Below are 18,668 nucleotides of genomic sequence, written 5' to 3' on the forward strand. Positions count from 1 at the left end.
TCAATTTGTCTGTTTGCACTCATACCAGTTGGCTTTCCAACTCATGCGGTGCTCCAGCCCTTGCCGCAGTTTTTTCAGCTTTCTACTCAGAACGGACTCAATCAAGATTCGGTTTTTGCTATCGCAAAAGATCCTTCTGGCAGAATGTGGTTTGGTACCCAATCAGGCATTCAGGTGTGGGACGGGAATACACTTATCGCTCCAAACGCAGCAAGCGGTAACATTGATCTGCAAAATGTCTATGTCACCCGATTGTATGCCGATCAGGACCATGTTTGGATTGGCACTGAGTTAAATGGGCTGTTGAGGTTTAACAAAAGCACCCATGCTGTGTCTCTGGTTGATATCAGGCCTTACCATGACTTCGAGGAAGCCATGCAAATTGTTGTCGCTATTGAGCCTGTAGATAGGCAACATTTACTCATTGCTACCCACGAAACCGTGTTTTTACTCAACAAAGCCACTGGCGCAAAACGTGAGCTGTTTGACCTTGTGCCTGTCGCAGTTGATGACGATACCGTTATTCGCAATGCAACTCTGAAAGACGACACCTTGTATATCGGCACCAGTAAAGGTCTTTATGTCGGTATAGCGCAAAATGAAAGTTTTGCTGTATCAAAAGTGACGTTCTTACCTGCGTCGGATGCCTCGTCTTTCTCAGCGGTGGTAAAGAGTTTTCATATCGATAAGCAGGGCAATATTTTCATCGGAACGGCAAGAGGTTTATACAAAACACAAAAATCTTCGTTGCTGTGCGATACCGAATTATGCACATTAGCAGCGCCCGCAACAGCAGTATTACCCGATCGCAACATATGGGCATTTACAACGGCTACAAATGTTCGCGGAGAAACGGACTTTTGGATTGCCACTGATGATGGTCTATTTGCTTATGCGTCTGGTGAAGTCAGGCATGTATTGCGGCCGCAAGTCAGTTTGGTAAAAACGTCAAAAAAACACATCTATGCCATATCGGAGGATGCGGTAGGGAATGTTTGGCTTGGAACCGACGATAAAGGTGCGCTTTTTTGGCAGCCTGACAGTTTGTTGTTTGACATTATTCAAAACACCTTGGCGCAAGACCAACAAGAGGCTCCATTGGCCGACAATATGGTGTGGGCATTGGCAGAGGCGCCTAATAATGGGCTATGGGTTGGCACAGACGGCGGCTTGACTCGGCTTAATTTGGCTACATCACAGAGCGAGCATTTTCTGGTCACCGAGGCGAACGTGTCTTACGGTGACGCCAATATTCTGGATATAGAGGTTTTATCGGGTAACCGGTTGCTGATCGAAAAGCCTACTGGCATGTCGGTGTTTAACGTTAAGACCGCAACGGAGTCTCCTTTACTCACTAAAGCGGTTAAAGAGGCCTATGACATAGAGAACTATCTGTACGGGTTGGGTATTGATAGTGAAGAGCGCGCTTATTTTATGGGCTCAACACTGTACCGCTTTGACCCTAGAACGGGCGCGGTAGATATGTTGTCGCATGAAGAATATGGTGTTAGGAAGTCCGAATCGGAAACGTTTCTTGGCGAGGAGCCTCAGCTAGGCGGTGATATGCTATTTAATGGCCGAGGCAGCCTGTGGAGAGTCGATAAGTCGAACTTTTCTATTTCTCTTTTGCATGAGCTGAGTACTGACCATGCGACGGGTAACGTTACGCCGTCGTCATATACCTTCACGTCAACGTCGTTATGGATAGCCTATGCCGGCTACGGGCTGGTTGAACTCGACCCGGTTACGTTTGAAGAAAAATCTCATGTTACCCGACAAAATGGTTTGCCGTCTTCTATCGTGTACGGCCTGTTAACAGACAGTCGCGACAATATTTGGTTTTCATCTAATCAAGGGTTACATAGGTTAACGGCCAAGGAACAGCGGCTAACCAATTTTAGATATGGTCACGAGATCCCTGTCGCCGAGTTTAACGAAGGGGCCGCGATTGTGCTCTCCGATGGCAGAATGGCCTTTGGTTCACCCAGAGGGATTGTTATATTTGATCCCGAAAAAGTGAACTCTGCCTTAAGCCAAAAGTACGACCAGGTGGTTGAGCCGGAACTAACACAGCTAAGTTTGTCTACTCGCGAAACGGCAGTCGACGTGTATGACGCAATCAGTCAGAGTATCTCACTAGCCCACGATGATGCCGGTCTCCGTTTAGTATGGTCAACCCTGAGAACCGACCTAGCCACTGACCTGTCACTGGAATACATACTCAGAGAATCTAACAACATCGTCACACGGGGCCTAGTAACAAATGGCATTATTGACTTTGCCTTATTACCCCCTGGCGAATATCAGCTAACGGTGCAACAAAACTCGTTGTTTAATACTGTCGATGTGTTGCCAAAAACGGTCAGTATTTCGGTCCCTTATCCACCGTTTCGTTCACCCATCGCCTACGGTTTGTATGTGTTAATGGCTGTACTGTTATTAACACTGTTTTTACTTCAAAGGGCGTTTAGTCGTAAACAGTTGAATATGGCAGAGGCGCAGAACCGTCTGTTTGGTGAGGCGTTTAAGCAAACCCGTGATGCCGTGGTCATTTTTTCAAAGGATCTAATTCCCATTGCCGCTAACCCGGTATTCGTGGCGAATTACGGCCTGCGGCCTGAGTTGAGCGATGTTGAACAGGTCAGTGTGTTTGCTGAATCTGTGCCCGTTTTTCAAGCTAAGGTAATAGACAAGCTTAAAAATGTGACTGCGGGCGAGCACTACCAAACAGAACAAACCTGGTCGTTGCCAGGTGGGCGGGAGTTTGATGTTATTGCCGATGTAACCGCAGTGACGGATATTCAGGAACAGCTTATTAGTCACTATTTGGTCGTTATTTCTGATATCACTGAGCAAAAGCGTGCAGAGCGCAAATTGCAACGTATTGCGAGCTATGATGGTCTGACGGGCCTTGTCAATCGAAGCTTGCTGGCAGACCGGCTCGATCACGCTATGGCCAATGCCAGAGCGCAAGGTTCAAAAATGGCTGTACTCTTTATCGACCTTGATCGGTTTAAGGGCGTTAATGACACACTGGGTCATGAAATAGGTGACAAGTTGTTGCGCGTTATTGCTACCAGAATGCGAAATTTGGCCACACCGTCTGATACCGTCGCGAGGCTTGGAGGCGACGAGTTTGTTATTGTCATAGAAGATTTAGCCGATGACAACTATGTTGCCTCTTTCTCCAGAGAGCTCATTGAAACCATTGAAATGCCAGTTTCAATCGACAACGAAGTCCTCATGCTTTCTTGCAGCATAGGTGCAACTTTATATCCGGGAGATGGTGACTCAGCGTCGGAGTTACTGCGCAATGCCGATGTTGCTATGTACGCAGCGAAAAAGAGTCAGCTCAATGCGTTTCAATTTTTTACCCGTAGCCTAAATGAAAATGCCAATCAACGCTTGCGACTTGAAAATGCGGTGAAAAAAGCCTATCAAAACAACGGTTTTTACAACGTCTATCAACCGATTGTTGATGCTACAACCGGTTCAGTAAACGGGCTTGAAATGTTGTTAAGGGCACAGGTAGATGACGAGCAACTTATGCCCAATGACTTCATTCCCTTGCTTGAAGATTTAAGGCTCATTGTTGAAGTAACACATGCGGCTATTATTCGTGCTGTGAGCGATTTGACTATATGGTACGAAGCGGGATTTAAGGGTTACATTTCTATTAACCTGTCGCCCTCGCATTTTGTTTCAGGTTACCGCTTTGATTCAGTAAAAGAATTGCTGAAAGAACATGATTTACCTGCTTCTGCTATACGTTTTGAAGTAACTGAAAACATTCTTATCGAAGATGAAAAACGCACGCTTGAAACCATACAAGCGTGCAATAACCAAGGTTTTGAAATCATGTTGGATGACTTTGGGACCGGTTACTCTAGTTTAAGCTATTTGCGTACCTTTACACTGCAAGGGTTAAAAATCGATAAAAGTTTTACTGATGATATTGGTCAGAACACCCGTAGTGAAGCTTTGATAAACGCCACGGTCAAAATGGCCCGCAGTTTGGGTATGCAGGTCATTGCCGAAGGGGTTGAAACTGAAGAGCAAGCAGCGTCGTTGCAAGCCTTTGGTTGTCAGGATTTACAAGGTTATTATTTCTCTAAGCCGGTACAACCCGCTTTAGTACCTTCGCTTTTGAAACAAGAGTTTAGCTTTGGTGAATAATGTGAGCTGTTTATAGCACTTGACTCGTATGTAAAAGAAAAGTAAACAAGGAGTCAAGATGCCTTTAACCACACACGCAAAAGACATGCAAATTCCAACCGCTCTTGAACTATTTTACAAATGGGAAAAAGAAACGCCCACTAAACCTTATCTCAATCAACCCGTTGACGGACATATTAAAACATATACCTGGAGCGACTTTGCAGACAGGGTACGGCGGCTGGCAGCAGCACTGAAGAGTAAAGGGTTTCCTGAAGGAAGCCGTATTGGTGTCTTGTCCAAAAACTGTGCTGAGTGGTTCATGACGGACATAGCCATCATGTTGGCAGGTCATGTCAGCGTGCCGATTTTTGCAACAGCGGGTAAAGACACCATTCGTTATGTGTCCGAGCATGCTGACATTCAGTTGATGTTTGTTGGGAAATTAGATGACACCCAAACTCAGGTGTCGGCTATTCCTGAACATATTCCCACAGTAGCGTATCCCTATCCCGATATCCCTGCTTCGCAAAGTTGGGACGCGTTTATCGACATTGAACCTTATGCAGAATCGCCAGTACCCGACCTCAATGCTGTAGCCACCATTATTTACACCTCGGGCAGTACAGGCCAACCTAAGGGTGTGGTGCATACGTTTAGCAGCATTTGTTGGGCTGCGAAAAATGCTGTTCATGTGTTGGAAGCGACACCAGATGATCGCGTGATGAGTTACCTGCCGCTAGCACATATTACAGAGCGTGTGCTGATCGAGCTGTGCAGTTTCTACGCGGGTTTTGAATTGTGGTTTGTCGAGTCTCTGGATACGTTCCAGCGCGATGTACAAACATGCCGGCCAACTTTGTTTGTTTCTGTGCCCAGATTGTGGACTAAGTTTCAAATGGGTATTTTAGCTAAACTACCACAGAAGAAACTGAATCTTTTACTAAGTATTCCCATTGTGAAAGGGCTTATCAGTAAAAAAATCAGAACCGGTTTGGGTTTAAATGAAACGCGTCTTTTTGGTAGTGGCTCCGCACCACTTCCGCCAGCACTGATTACCTGGTTTCATCGCTTGGGTATTAGTATTTCTGAGGGGTGGGGCATGACTGAGAATTGTGCCTATGGCACAACCTGTGTGCCCTTTAGAATTGATAAGGTAGGCGCAATAGGCAAGGTGCACCCCGGTGTTGATTTACGAATTTCGGACGAAGGGGAAATTCAGGTAAAAGGGCCTTGCAATATGCGTGAGTATTATCTTGAGCCTGAAAAAACCGCCGAAGTATTCACCGATGATGGCTATTTGCGCACGGGTGACAAGGGGGAGATTGATGCTGATGGCTACGTTCGAATTACCGGCCGATTAAAAGATATCTTCAAAACATCAAAGGGAAAATATGTCACTCCGGCACCCATTGAATCTAAGTTTATGGCTAACCCTATCGTAGAGCAGGTGTGTGTGACGGGTAGTAGCCTGCCGCAGCCTGTCGCTTTGGTTGTGTTATCTGAAGAAGCAGCCAAGCAGGACAGGGGGCAAATAACTGCTGAGCTGAGTGAATTGCTGGGAGCCATTAACGGCACACTGGAGAGTCACCAAAAGTTAGATCGGGTTATTGTATGCGATGAGCCTTGGACACCGGAAAATAATATGCTAACGCCTACGCTCAAGGTGCGCAGACACATCTTGGAAGAGAAACTCAAATCGACCATAGAAGCAAGGTACACAGATAAAGTCATTTGGAAATCTTAATTGACCTGGATTGGCGGTTACACCGGCTGTTAGCTCAGCGCCCGTCCTTTCAAAAAGGGCGGGCTAGCTACTTCTCTCTTTAAGCTTATAGCAATATCAAACAATCAATGAGACATTCCTTTAAAATTATATTGTCAAAAAACGGTAAGAAAAACCTTGTGGCAGTTAGACTTTGGATAGTGTTAGTATAAATTGTAATCAATCACAAGGATGCGTTATCTATGAAAATCAAATTATCTCATTTCGCCTTTTTCCCACTTGTAATGACATGTCAAGTGGCCGCTGACCCGCTAAAAGATGCCTCCAATAAGTTATGCGAAAAAGTGAAAGAATGTACATTTCAAGAAATGGCAAAAGAGCAGGGGTTACCTCCTGAAATGAAGGCCATGGTAGAGGGGGTGCTGGTAAAAATGTGTACTAAGTTCACGCCCGATACCATTGAGCAGTCCATGGGCAATGCCAAGTTAACAGACTTGGCTACAGAGTGTGTTGAGTCGTTAGCGGCTTTGTCGTGCAATGATTTTAAAGAGCCCGAAAACTCGGCGACTCCAGCCTGTAAAAAGCTGGAGCGTGAAGCTGAAAAATATAATTAGCCAGGGTAACGGACCTTAAGACCATCATAAACCTGCTCAGCATAGTTACTGGCATTGATATCCAGAGCATTTAGTACCTTCATTAAATGCTCATTATCTTCTTCTCCATGCCATATCTTTACATACTCACCCGTTTTGTAGCCGTGATCTTGTCGAAAAAAGTTTAGTACGTTTTTGCCAACATACTGGCGGTATAGTTCATCGCCAGACAAGTCGCATTGTTGGCAGATATGCATAAAAAGAAACGCGCTAAACCGATTTGCCGCACTTAGGCCAGTCATAAGTTGTAAATTTTCCAGTAGCCCCAAAGACTCTGGCGTATAAATCGAATCATCAAAACGTACACCGGCCTGCGACAGACTAATTTCATTGAGGATGGTTTCGGACGCTTTATCGGCATCGCCTTGGTGTTTGATAAGATAATCTGACAGGGCAAAGTGCCAAATATCTATCATCTCCATTTGCAGTTGCGGCAGGTCCTTTTCTTGTGCTTTCCACCATTTCCATCCATGGTGTTCAATAGCCTCGACAGACTCAACCATAGCAGCTCTGAGGTAGCCATAACCCGCGGTTAGCCATTCAGGGTTAACTTTTACGTTCATATTGTTTTGTAAGGCGAGCATAGTGCCGAGCTGCGTTTTGGATAACATATAAAATTCTCATACAGTGGGAAGCTTGGATTGTACCCAAACCACTGACTGTGCGCAAAACCAGTGCACTTGCACCAAAAACAGGCTGTTAATTTCTGTTTTAACCCCTTGGTGGATTTTAACCTTATGATATTTAATGGTTTTTAACTTTGGCATTAATGATGCTTTGTTAAATATGTTGAGTGTCATACACCGCATCACAGCAGTCGCGAATCGGGTGCGCGTCTGGCGGAGTATGTAAACTTCCCCGTGTTAACAACACGTGTCCTGTTGTTAACACGGGTTCTTTTCTTTACTTTAACCCTAGGTGAGTATCCATTACACTCAAGGCAGGAATAGTCTTTTTGCCAAGTATGGATTTTGTTAACCATTTACCCCTCTAACCGACTGGAACATCTTAGTGCGCTGATGCACGCTGTTCAGGTCGCCCAGCCATCCGGTGTCTTTGACGCTGACGTTATTTTGGTTGAAAGTCCCGGTATGCAGCACTGGCTGCAGATGCAACTTGCCAGCGCACAGCAAACACCGGCAGGTGCCATTAGCATGAATGTCAACTTCCCACTAACATCAAGGTTTGTGTGGGAGATTGCTAGGTCTGTGTTAGGTCAGGATGCCATTCCAGAACAATCGCCGTATCGTAGAGAAGTACTACAATTTCGTATCTTGGCACTCTTTCAGTCAGACGCGTTTTTGACCCGTTCTGAGGTTGCCCCTGTCGTCACATATTGGCAAAACGCGCATACCTCCCATGAACAAACAGTACGCCGGCTTAATTTAGCCGTTGCTCTTGCAGACGCCTTTGAACAGTACAGTTTGTTCAGGCCGGACTGGCTAGCGTGTTGGGAAGCCGGTGAGGATCCCATTGGTACAGACACCAGTGCATGGCAAATGCAGGTATGGCGAAACCTAGTTGATATTTGTGGTCCTCATCCTGCACAGTTATTGGCTAAGACGGTCGAGGTATTAAGCTCCACCGATAGCGATGCACTGCAAGCTAGGTTACCCGAACGTATTTTCCTTTTCGCCGTTAACACGCTGGCACCATCACTGATGGCATTTTTTGATGCACTGGGAAAGCATTGTGATATTCACTTTTTTTATTTAAATCCCAGTCAGGCGTATTGGGGAAATGTCCGAAGTGACAAGGCCATTGCTAAATCACTGCTGCGTACTATCTCAGGTGAAGATGAAGACAAGGGTAACCCGCTATTGGCCAATCTCGGGCAACAAGGAAAAGACTTGTTTAACCGGCTTGTGCAGCTTGAGTCGTTGGAAATAGGGGCATTTGATGCGCCACAACCTAGCAATCAATCGTGCCTGTTAGCACAGATACAACAAGATATTTTTATGAACGAGCCAGGTAGTCTCTGGGCAAAAGATCCAGATGACTCTATCAATGTAGTGTCCTGCTACACGGCGCTTCGCGAGGTGCAGGTACTGCACGACCACTTGCGTAAATTGATGATCAGTGATCCTGATCTTAAGGCGCGAGACATTGTTGTGCTGTGTCCTGAAATTGAACATTATGCACCTTATGTATATAGCGTATTCTCAAGACCTTCTGAATCAGACGGCAGCCGTTTACCTTGTTCCTTATCTGACAGGAGTGTTCAGGATGCAGACCCCTTGGTAACGGCTTTTGTCAGCTTATTGTCACTCCCTGATTCTCGATTTTCTGCAAAGGAACTGGTGGCCTATTTAAAGCAGCCTGCCATTTCAAAGCAGTTTGCGTTGGAAGAGAATGACGTTGCATTAATCGAAACCTGGATTCAAGCAGCGTCAATCCGATGGGGGCTCAATGGTACACATAAGGCCAGCATGGTCGATGAAAACACCACACAACTGAGTGAGCAAAATAGCTGGGAATGGGGTTTACATCGATTGTTAACAGGCTTGATGGGGCCAGATCAGGCGTTTTTTTACGAGTACCACAACAAACCGTATCTATCAGTGCCCAATGTAGAAGGACAGCAAACCCTAGTACTTGGCAAACTCATTCGATTCTTAGTTACGCTTCACGGCATGGCTACACAATTTCGGCAGGATTATACTATGCCCCAATGGGTTGAGTTGCTGAGATCGTCTGCTGACAGCTTGTTTTCTATTACTGCTGAGCAGGAATATAGTTGGACGCTGATTACACAAACACTTGCACAGCTATTGTTACACGCGGAGCAAGCGGAGAATTCACAGGTCTTTTGCTTGGCAGAAATAAAGGCGCTGCTGATGCAAAAGCTGTCACGCCCAGAGGTGAAAAACAACTTTCTAACCGGCAAGGTTACATTTTGCTCCATGATGCCCATGCGTAGTATTCCGTTTAAGGTAGTGGCTATCTTAGGACTTAATGATGACAGTTTTCCACGCAAAGAGACCCGTTCTAGCCTGAATCTGATGCACAGTGATAGTGTGCGTCAGGGAGACAGATCGCGGTCCAAAGAAGACAAATACCTCTTTCTAGAAGCAATATTGTCTGCTCGTCAGTATTTATACCTGAGTTATCAAGGGTTGAGCGTAAGAGATAACAGTGAACGTCAGCCGAGTTCCGTTGTCTCGCAGTTTTTGGGCATCCTGTCTGAACAGTATGCGCTTGAACTACCTGTGCATCAGGCACCTTTACACAGTTATAGTCCTGACAATTTTGGTCACTTGTGGTTATCAACTTATGAGGATGCGTTTCGGTTGGCAAAACTGCTCCAAAACCCTGACAGCATTATTGAAAGACAGTTTACGCCGTTGCTTCCTGAACATGAGGTCGAAGATTGGACTGTGGAGCAGGTTGCGCGCTGTTTTGCTGATCCCTTAGCATTTTTTACTCAATATCGCTTGGGTATAAGCGGTTTTATAGAAGGGCAAGTATTGGAAGAATTTGAACCCTTTGAAGAGAATGCGTTGCATCGTTTTTTCGCTTTTGGAGATGCATTGGAAAGCGGGTTCGATGCAATAAAAGATCGGTTGCTGCTGGACGGGCACTTACCCGATAACGAAGTGGGAGCGCATATCAGTCGACAATGGGAAAGTGGCTATGAACTACTAACCCAAGCAATGGCGACACATGAGGCACCTAGAGAGCATGTCTCCTACCAAGTGCCTTTTGGTGAGTCAGTGCTGATGATGCAATCCCATGTTTATGGTGCAGAACATGTAATGGTGTGGTCTGGTAGTAAATCAGACAAAAGATTGGTTCATTTTTGGCTCAACCACCTTGTTCTCAATGCTGTCAAGGAAACGCCTATTTCCAGCGTGGCCTATTATGTCGACTGGTCGGGGGAACCCGAAGTCAGACAAGTTACTTTGCCATTGTTACCCAGTACTGAAGCCAAGCACATTCTACATAAAGTACATGAATTGCTGTTGCAATTTTTATCTTATCCCACTTTGGCAGATGTTCGAGTAGCTGAAAAAATAAATAAGGTGTTTGATAGCGACACGCAATGTTTTGATAACAGTCAGTTACATGCGGTATTTAACGAGGCGATACAGGGTTCAGAAATGAGGCCGGGCTTATCATCGAGCCCCTATTGTGAACTTTTCTTCGCCGCAATACACACTGACAATCTACCTATTCCTGATCAGTCTGTACTCTCGCTCCTGATTGCCGTTTACGGCCCTTTATTTGCTCAGTGCTCAGATAAAAAGGTGAAGTTGTGAGTCATCGGCAAACGCAAACTTTGGATCCGATTACTCTGCCGTTAACGGGTAGACAATTAATAGAAGCCAGTGCAGGTACCGGTAAAACCTTTAACATCACCCGTTTATATTTGCGTGCCATTCTTGAGTACAAGCTCACGGTAGAACAAATCCTGGTTATGACCTTTAGCAAAGCGGCAACGGAGGAGATTAGAGGACGGGTAGCACAAACCCTCAGGGAGGCATTGTCTTACTGGCAGCACCGCTTGAAGGGGGCTGAAGCCTCAACGGGAGATGATCCTGTCTATGCACAACTGTATGCAAATTTCCCCACAGAGCAGGCGAGAGCTAGGATTAAAAGTAACCTATTACTCATTGACGACGCCGCTATTTTCACCATTCATGGTTTTTGTCAGCAAATGCTCTCAACCTATGCCTATGACACGGGAAACGCATTAAATACCTCGCTAAACAACAATACCCGGGACACGCTGTTAGCCTGCACGGCAGACTGGTTGCGAACGCAAAGCGCGCAAACTGACAATTTGCGCTTGCTAGAACAAAACAAGTGGCACACACCGTTACGTTTCTTGGCTAAATTTGAAAAAGCTATCAGGTCTCCGCTGCACATCAAAACGTTAGACTTAACGCAATTGGCCGATGATAAGGCGATTGCGTTTTATGATGAAGGTAACGCTTTGTTACCACGTAGAGAGCAGCTTAAAGGTTATATCGAAGAACACTATCAGACTTTGCATGAAGGTCTTACTCATCATAAAGATGCGAAAACGCAGGCACAACGCGAAGACGAATGGCAGTATTTGATCGCATGGTTAAATGAAGCGGCATTAAGCAGACCAGAAAAAACGATATCAAACCTATTGAATGGCAACCGTTATCGGGGCAACGAGTCGCTTAAAGTTGCGGTCAAACCCATAAAGGCCTTCAGTGATGAGGTCAAGAAAGTCATTGCTGATATCGAAAAGTCTGCATCGAAAAGAGAAGAGCTGGTGGCCGCGTTCGAGTTGGCCACACAAGGCATTAAGTGGATCGCCTCTCGTTTCAAACAGGTTAAGGATGAGCAAGGGTGGGTTGAGTTTGATGACTTAGTTGCACACCTTGCTGATACGGTGGAGAAGAACAGCTCACTGGCAGACACGTTAAAGCATCGGTTTCCCCTTGCACTGGTTGATGAGTTTCAGGATACCGACAGAGCGCAATATGCGTTGCTTGCCGCCATTTATCCTAAGGCCAACGTGCAGGTGACTTCGGAGCATACGGCGCTCCTTATGATAGGTGACCCAAAACAAGCCATTTACGGTTTTAGAGGCGGGGATATTTTTACTTATCTGGCGGCCGCTCAGGAAGCGGATGCATGTTGGGTTATGGATACCAACTGGCGTAGTACGCCACAAATGGTTCAAGCTTACAACGGTCTGTTTTGTTCGGTACCATTTGACTTTGATATGACCTATCACGAAGTCAATTATGCTAATGAGGCAAAAGCAAATAAAACGCCTATGCAAGACCCTGATGTGTCAGACGCTCTTCAGTTGATATGGTGTGACACGGAAGAGGAGAATCCGTCCAAGGAAGCGCTGCGCCTGCAGCAATCTGTCTGGCTGGCGACAGAAATAGGCCGGTTGCTGGACGATGTGCGCTTGGGTGAAAACCCATTGCAAACCCGAGATATCGCGGTATTGGTGAGAACGGGGGCAGATGCTAAGCTGGTCAAAGATACGCTGGATACGGCGGGCATTGCCAGTGTATACATGAGCAACCAGCAGAGTATTTATCTTACCCGTCAGGCACAGGATTGTTTGCGCCTGTTAATAGGCATTAATACCTTCCAGGATCCTGCGAGGCTAAAAGCAGCATTAGTGAGTCCTTTGCTGGGTCTCAATAGTGAAACACTTAACCGCTTATTCATTGAAGACGATGATCAGACTTGGCATCGTGTGATCAGTCTAGTTGAATCGCTTAAGGCAGTCTGGTTACGTGATGGTATTCTGGCAATGTTGCAACGTCTTATCGACAAACATTTGCAATTGCCTAAAGTACAAACTGAACGGGTTTTATCTAATTACCAGCACCTTGCCGAACTGTTGCAGGCACAGAGTAGTCTTATGCACTTGTTTGAGCCTCAGGCATTGATTGATTGGTTCAGTGAGCAAATGGAAAGCCCGCCAATGAACGATGAATCGGCCGTTGAACGGCTTGAGTCAGACCGCGACGCTATCCAAATTATTACCCAGCACAAATCCAAAGGGCTTGAATATCCCGTTGTATTTGTACCTTTCGCCAACGATTATCGCGATGCTACGCGATCAGGAAATAGCAAATCGATTGTTTGTCAGTATTATGACCCTGACATCTCTCAATTGGTGCTGCAAGTGGGCGATAGTCACCAGGCACTCAATAAAATAAAGCGAGAAGCTGAAGCCGAGGCGGCACGTTTGCTTTATGTTGCCGTTACCCGCGCCGCTCATAGGTGCTATTTACTGTGCTCGGACTTTTCTGGTGCAGAGCAATCAACACTAGGCAAAGCATTTGCAGTCGATAGCAAAGCCTGGCCAGAGGCACTCCGCAGGTTTCAATGTGAGCATAATTACGTCGCTTTGCGACATTTTAAGCCGCTTCCTGCTATCACTCGCAGAAAGCGAGCCTCTGATCAAGTACAAGCCCCTATGTGTCCTCCCTCAGCATTTAATTACCAAGCAGACAACTGGCGGTTATTGTCCTATTCCGCTTTGAGTCATGGTCAGTGGACTTGGCGCAGAGCAAGGGCAGACGAACAAAGTAGAGTCATAGCTGAAGACATAGAGGGAGACGATGAGGTTATTCAGGCTCGTTTTCGGTTTCCGAAAGGCGCTGCACCTGGCAATGTGCTGCACGACATATTCGAGCAACATGACTTTGTTAGTGACGTATTTTCTGAGCAGGCCAAAGCGGCCATCCTGAGTTTGTGTCAAGTCCCAAGCGTGGAAGACGTTTTAATATGGCTGAACCAAATATTAGATGCGCCTTTTACTTTAAACGATCAGACACTTAGATTAAGGGAAATACCAAGGCAAAAGACGTTGCGAGAGGCAGAATTTTATTTCCCGCTGCAAAATCTGGATGTATCAGACTTGATTAGCTGGTTACAGCGTTTTAGCCTGCGTCAGCCCGAACCTGCGCAAGTACAAACTCAATTGTCTGGCATGATGCATGGATTTATTGACCTGATTTTTGAACATGAGGGCCGGTATTACGTGGCTGACTACAAATCAACGTTTTTGGGTACGCGTCTCGAAGACTATTTGTCAGCAGCACTACGACAAGATATGCAGCAGCATCAGTACGACCTTCAGGCCGCTATTTATGCACTTGCGCTACACAGGTATTTAATGAGGAGTCTACCAAATTATGACGCCTCAACGCATTTTGGTGGTGTTGTGTATTTCTATTTGCGAGGTATGCACCCTGATAATCAAGCGGGAGAGGGGGTTATTCATCTACCCGTTGATTGTGTTCTGTTGCAGCAACTAGATGCAATCTTTGACGCTGAGGTGATGTCGTGAAATGGCTTGATGCCCTGACAAAAGGCCATTTTATCGATAAGGCTATCAATACAGAGTGCCAAGATATAGACAGGTATGCGGCAGCGCATTTTACCCATTGTTTGCCCGATGGCTTTGACGCCAATGTTGCCACTCTTTGGTATAAATTGGTATTGGTCCTGAATCTTGCTCAAAGAGCTGGGCACAGCTGTCTTATACTTGCTGACGTTGCCAATAAAGAAATGGTGACGGGGCTTAGACTGCCTGACGAAGCGCAACTAGTTGATTGCATTGCACAATGCTTAGAACATATGCCGTCAGCATGTTTTGGACTAGAGCATGGCTGTTTCTATTCAGGAAGATATATGGCTTTTGAGCGTGACATAGCAGCCGCCGTTAGTCGACGTGCGTCTGTATCAAGCCCAGACCAAGACGAGGATGATATCAATGCTTTTATGGCGCAGCATTGGGCTTCGTGGTTTGATGGTGCCGCCTTCACTGATTCACCTCAAGATAAGCAACAACAGGCTGTATCAAAGGCACTGCGAGCTAACTTATTGATTGTTAATGGTGGTCCGGGTACGGGAAAAACGTATACAGCGGCGAAGATCCTGGCTGCTTTAAGGGAGCTGTACCAGCAAAAAGAAAAGTCGTCACTCAAGATACTGCTCGCCGCCCCAACGGGCAAAGCGGCCCAGAGACTCACCGAAGCCCTGCAATCACAAAGTGGTCATGGTGCACAGACCTTGCACCGCTTGTTGGGCGTCAGAATGGATCGTGTCGAGCCTAAATTTAATGAGCACAATAAACTGCACTGCGATGTGCTGCTTGTTGATGAAGCTTCGATGATAGATCTCAGTCTTATGGCCAGATTATTTAGGGCATTGCCGGATAGATGTGTGTTGATTATGCTGGGTGATGCTAATCAGTTGCCTTCTGTTGAGTCCGGTAATGTACTAAAAGAATTGGTCGATGCAGCAAGCCACCCTGAAGCACCTTATGACGTGGTAACACTCAATAAAAGTTATCGGTTTGGCGGCGCACTGGGTGAATTTGCTGATGCTGTATTGTATGGGCAAAACAGTCAAATACGCGCCTTATTGGATGCAGACAATGGCATAACGCGGGTTGATATGTCGCAGGACCCGAATATTTTTACTCAAAAAGCCATTGCTGATTTTTCAGCACTGTTTCAAAGCGATTCGCCAAAGGAGGCGTTAGAGAGGGCGAGGTCTGCGCGATGGCTTACGCCAATGCGAAGAGGACAGTGGGGCGTCGAATCATTGAACCAGCAGATAGAAATGGCACTGAGTCGCAAATACAAACAGGTCTTGCCTGAGCGGGTATATGCTGGAAAGTTAATTATGATTACGCAAAATCACTACAGTGCATCTTTGTTCAATGGCGATGTGGGCGTAGTGTGGCCCGACGACACTGGTAATTTAATGGCGTGGTTTGAAGGCCCACATGGTGATCTTGTATCGCATCATGTTGCCAGACTACCAGCAAACATAACGGCCTTCGCAATGACAGTGCATAAATCGCAAGGCTCAGAATTTGACCATCCAACATTGGTACTTCCACCTGTATCTGATTTTACGCCGCAGACCAGGCAGCTTATTGATCGTGCGCTAATCTACACGGCAGTGACTCGCGCCAAAAAGGCACTGTGCATAAGTTCCAGTGTCGAGAGTCTTGAAATGGCAATACTGCAAAAGCACAGTAGGATGTCTGGTTTGGCCAAACAAATTTTTACACTGGCAGGTAGATAAAGTTCGCTATCATTGTTGGCATAGACTACGCTTTGGATGGTTGGGTGACGATGACATCACCCTTTAAAAAGGAGGTCATACCGTGTTTAATCGCCTGATCATATGGCTATGTGTATTCATAGTTGGAACAGGCTCTGTGGCTTTTGCAGAGGAAAAACCCGTTGTCAGTGCGTACGCTTATCATTTAAAGCCGCCATTTATCATTGATCCCCTGCAAGAGAGCGGGCTTTGCTATGACTATTCCCGATTACTCAGTGAACTCAGTGATGTTGAATTCTTCACGCTTTTCATTCCTCGAAAGAGACTTAATCGACTGCTGTCTGATGGCGGATTTGATGGAATAGTGCTTGGCGCGAATCCTTTGTGGTTTAAAGACGCGGACAAAAAAAAGTACCTCTGGTCTGATCCGCTAATTAAAGACAGGGATGAGTTTATCTCACTGAAATCAAGCAAGTTTGATTATGTCGACCCAAAATCACTATTGCGGCATTCGCTGGCTGGTGTAAGAGGCTTTTACTATGGCAAAGTTGAAAAAGCCAAGGCCTATGGGCCGATCAAACGGTTTGACACCATTGGCGAAAAGGAAGTGCTGGATATGGTGGTAAAAGGTCGTGCAGATATCGGAATTATCAGTCGCTCAACATTGAACTACATGCGGTCGCTAAAACCCTCAGAATACGAAGTCCTTTACCTGTCTCGCGTCCCCCATGAAGAATATTCGCGCTATGTTATGTTGCCAAACAAACGTCAAAAGCTGCACACCAAAATTGTTGCGCTTATGCGTTCGCCTGAATATCAAGCGCGGTGGAAAAAACTGGTTGCCAAATACAACTTAAAGTACGAAGACTAACTCGCTTCAATCGCGTAATAATTAGTGAAACACTTGTATAATTGTGTCCCGCTAAGCACAGATGCAGATGGGAAATGTAAAATAGGGATGAGATCACATGGCGCCGTAATGGTGTGAATTGCATTTTGATTGTCCAAGTCATCAATATTGAGCACGCGGGCCAAAACCTTGCCTTTCTTCATCGCTCGTCCTGGTTTGGCACAGTATTCAACCATGCCACCAAAGTCGGTGAACAGGGTTTTGTAGTTTTCTAACGCTACGCCATAACGTTTAATTGTCATAGGGAAAAACGCGTTTTTATCGAGTACTCCCTTGGCAGATAAATACGCCATAATGCCTTTTGCATCTTCTTCTCCTTCGCTAAAGCTGATCACCTCCTGACTACCCATTTCCAGAGTAAAGGCCTCAACATCAAAGGAAACAGGCCGGGAAAAGCGTTTCTCAAGTGCGCTTTGCAATGTCCACCAAGGACAAAAACAAGCTTCATCCAATGCGCCGGCAAATTTGTTTGGAATAAAAATGCAATGTGGAATTGAAAATTGCCGGGCGGCCTGTTTGGCATATTCAGGAATATAAATATGTCGGGTTGATACCGGACCATTATGCAAATCCAGCACAATATCCGCGCCTACAGCAAGCTGTTGTAACGTGAGATTGAGCTGATTAGCCAAACCAAGTCCCCAGGGGGCACGCCGTTTGTCATTCAGTGCAGAGGTTAGCATGTGACGAAAACGAGCCTTGATAGAGGTGACGGACTCTTCAGGCGTAACGGTTTCAGCAAATGCCAGAACGGCATCATGGTCGTAATGGTAGCCCCTATTCCAATTGGTACCATTGACAGGATCGAACCGTCCCAGCGTGTATTCTCCAGCCTTAATGTTTGTGCCGACTGGGTTGCAGTTTGGAACAAGCGTTATCTCGCCGTAAATCGTTGTGTTTTGTAATGCTTGGAGCAAGTGGTAAATGACGATGTTACCTTGAACTTCTGCGCCGTGAATGGAGCTCTGGATATAGACACTAGGGCCTGGTAACCCATCAGTGATTTTATAAACGGGTACATTCAGGTTTCTGCCAGAGGCGTTCTGGGCGACAGGGATATGCGATTTCGACAGTTGTTTTTTCATTTGCCAAGTATAGGGCGCAAGTTATTGAAGGCTGGGTTAACTGCGAGTAGAGTATCAGGTCATTTACTGGATTGCATCACGGGAATAAATTTCTCTTCATGACTACAGAATCTCAAACTTCATTAAATATTGCCGTACTTACGGTTTCAGACACAAGAGACCTAGAAACAGATACTTCAGGGGGCTATTTGGTAGAAGCGACTAGCGCCCAAGGTCACAACGTGGTGGCAAGAGATATAGTAAAAGACGATGTGTACCAGCTGCGTGCAATTGTTTCGCAATGGATTGCTGATTCAGAGATACAAGTCGTGCTTGTCACAGGTGGAACAGGGTTTAGTGGCAGAGATTCAACGCCAGAGGCCTTAACGGTATTGTTTGATAAGACTATAGACGGTTTCGGGGAGTTGTTTCGGCACATCAGTTTTCATGAAATTGGCACATCTACCATTCAGTCACGTGCTATTGCCGGTTACGCCAATCAGACCGTGATTTTTTGTTTACCTGGCTCTACGGGGGCGTGCCGAACTGGTTGGGAAAAAATAATCCGCGATCAACTGGATGCGCGTAATAAACCGTGTAATTTTGTTCATCATCTTCTGAAATAAAGG

At 45.9% G+C, this 18,668-nt stretch carries 10 protein-coding genes; 8 read left to right on the forward strand and 2 right to left on the reverse strand.

Going from position 1 to position 18,668, the window contains the following annotated elements; translation table 11 throughout:
- Positions 1–60: 60 nt before the first annotated feature.
- The 3 genes from DRW07_RS05895 (at position 61) to DRW07_RS05905 (ending at position 6,495) form a co-directional block, all read left to right on the forward strand.
- On the forward strand, positions 61–4,176 hold the full coding sequence (locus DRW07_RS05895) for an EAL domain-containing protein (protein WP_165870419.1): 4,116 nt from the start codon (positions 61–63) through the stop codon (positions 4,174–4,176).
- A gap of 58 nt (positions 4,177–4,234) precedes the next feature.
- Positions 4,235–5,902, forward strand: coding sequence for an AMP-binding protein (locus DRW07_RS05900; RefSeq protein ID WP_124026978.1), 1,668 nt, complete (start codon positions 4,235–4,237; stop codon positions 5,900–5,902).
- A gap of 221 nt (positions 5,903–6,123) precedes the next feature.
- A complete protein-coding gene (locus tag DRW07_RS05905; RefSeq protein WP_124026979.1) occupies positions 6,124–6,495 on the forward strand; it encodes a hypothetical protein in 372 nt (123 codons plus the stop codon).
- On the opposite strand, the gene DRW07_RS05910 is transcribed toward DRW07_RS05905, so the two are convergent.
- The gene (locus tag DRW07_RS05910; RefSeq protein ID WP_124026980.1) at positions 6,492–7,145 is read right to left on the reverse strand and encodes a dUTP diphosphatase; all 654 of its coding nucleotides are present in this window, start codon (positions 7,143–7,145) and stop codon (positions 6,492–6,494) included. The genes DRW07_RS05905 and DRW07_RS05910 overlap by 4 nt on opposite strands.
- 360 nt (positions 7,146–7,505) lie before the next feature.
- On the opposite strand from DRW07_RS05910, the gene recC reads away from it, so the two are divergent.
- From recC to DRW07_RS05930, 4 genes are all read left to right on the forward strand, one after another.
- Positions 7,506–10,793 carry an exodeoxyribonuclease V subunit gamma gene (gene recC, locus DRW07_RS05915; protein ID WP_124026981.1) on the forward strand — a complete coding sequence of 1,096 codons (3,288 nt, stop codon included), beginning with the start codon at positions 7,506–7,508 and terminating at the stop codon, positions 10,791–10,793.
- Positions 10,790–14,335, forward strand: a complete 3,546-nt coding sequence (gene recB / locus DRW07_RS05920) for an exodeoxyribonuclease V subunit beta (RefSeq protein ID WP_124026982.1) — start codon at positions 10,790–10,792, stop codon at positions 14,333–14,335. The genes recC and recB overlap by 4 nt, the downstream gene beginning before the upstream one ends.
- Positions 14,332–16,086, forward strand: coding sequence for an exodeoxyribonuclease V subunit alpha (recD, locus tag DRW07_RS05925; RefSeq protein ID WP_124026983.1), 1,755 nt, complete (start codon positions 14,332–14,334; stop codon positions 16,084–16,086). The genes recB and recD overlap by 4 nt, the downstream gene beginning before the upstream one ends.
- Before the next feature lie 82 nt (positions 16,087–16,168).
- On the forward strand, positions 16,169–16,936 hold the full coding sequence (locus DRW07_RS05930) for a substrate-binding periplasmic protein (RefSeq protein ID WP_124026984.1): 768 nt from the start codon (positions 16,169–16,171) through the stop codon (positions 16,934–16,936).
- Here the strand turns inward: DRW07_RS05930 and DRW07_RS05935 are convergent.
- Positions 16,933–18,060 carry a M14 family metallopeptidase gene (locus DRW07_RS05935; protein WP_124026985.1) on the reverse strand — a complete coding sequence of 376 codons (1,128 nt, stop codon included), beginning with the start codon at positions 18,058–18,060 and terminating at the stop codon, positions 16,933–16,935. The two genes, DRW07_RS05930 and DRW07_RS05935, sit on opposite strands and share 4 nt — an antisense overlap.
- A 98-nt stretch (positions 18,061–18,158) precedes the next feature.
- Between DRW07_RS05935 and moaB the strand changes: the two genes are divergently transcribed.
- Positions 18,159–18,665: a molybdenum cofactor biosynthesis protein B gene (gene moaB / locus DRW07_RS05940; RefSeq protein WP_124026986.1), complete on the forward strand. Its 507-nt coding sequence runs from the start codon at positions 18,159–18,161 to the stop codon at positions 18,663–18,665.
- The last annotated feature ends 3 nt before the right edge of the window (positions 18,666–18,668 follow it).

Source organism: Paralteromonas sediminis, from assembly GCF_003820355.1.
In the GTDB taxonomy this organism is placed as follows: Bacteria; Pseudomonadota; Gammaproteobacteria; order Enterobacterales; family Alteromonadaceae; genus Alteromonas_F; species Alteromonas_F sediminis.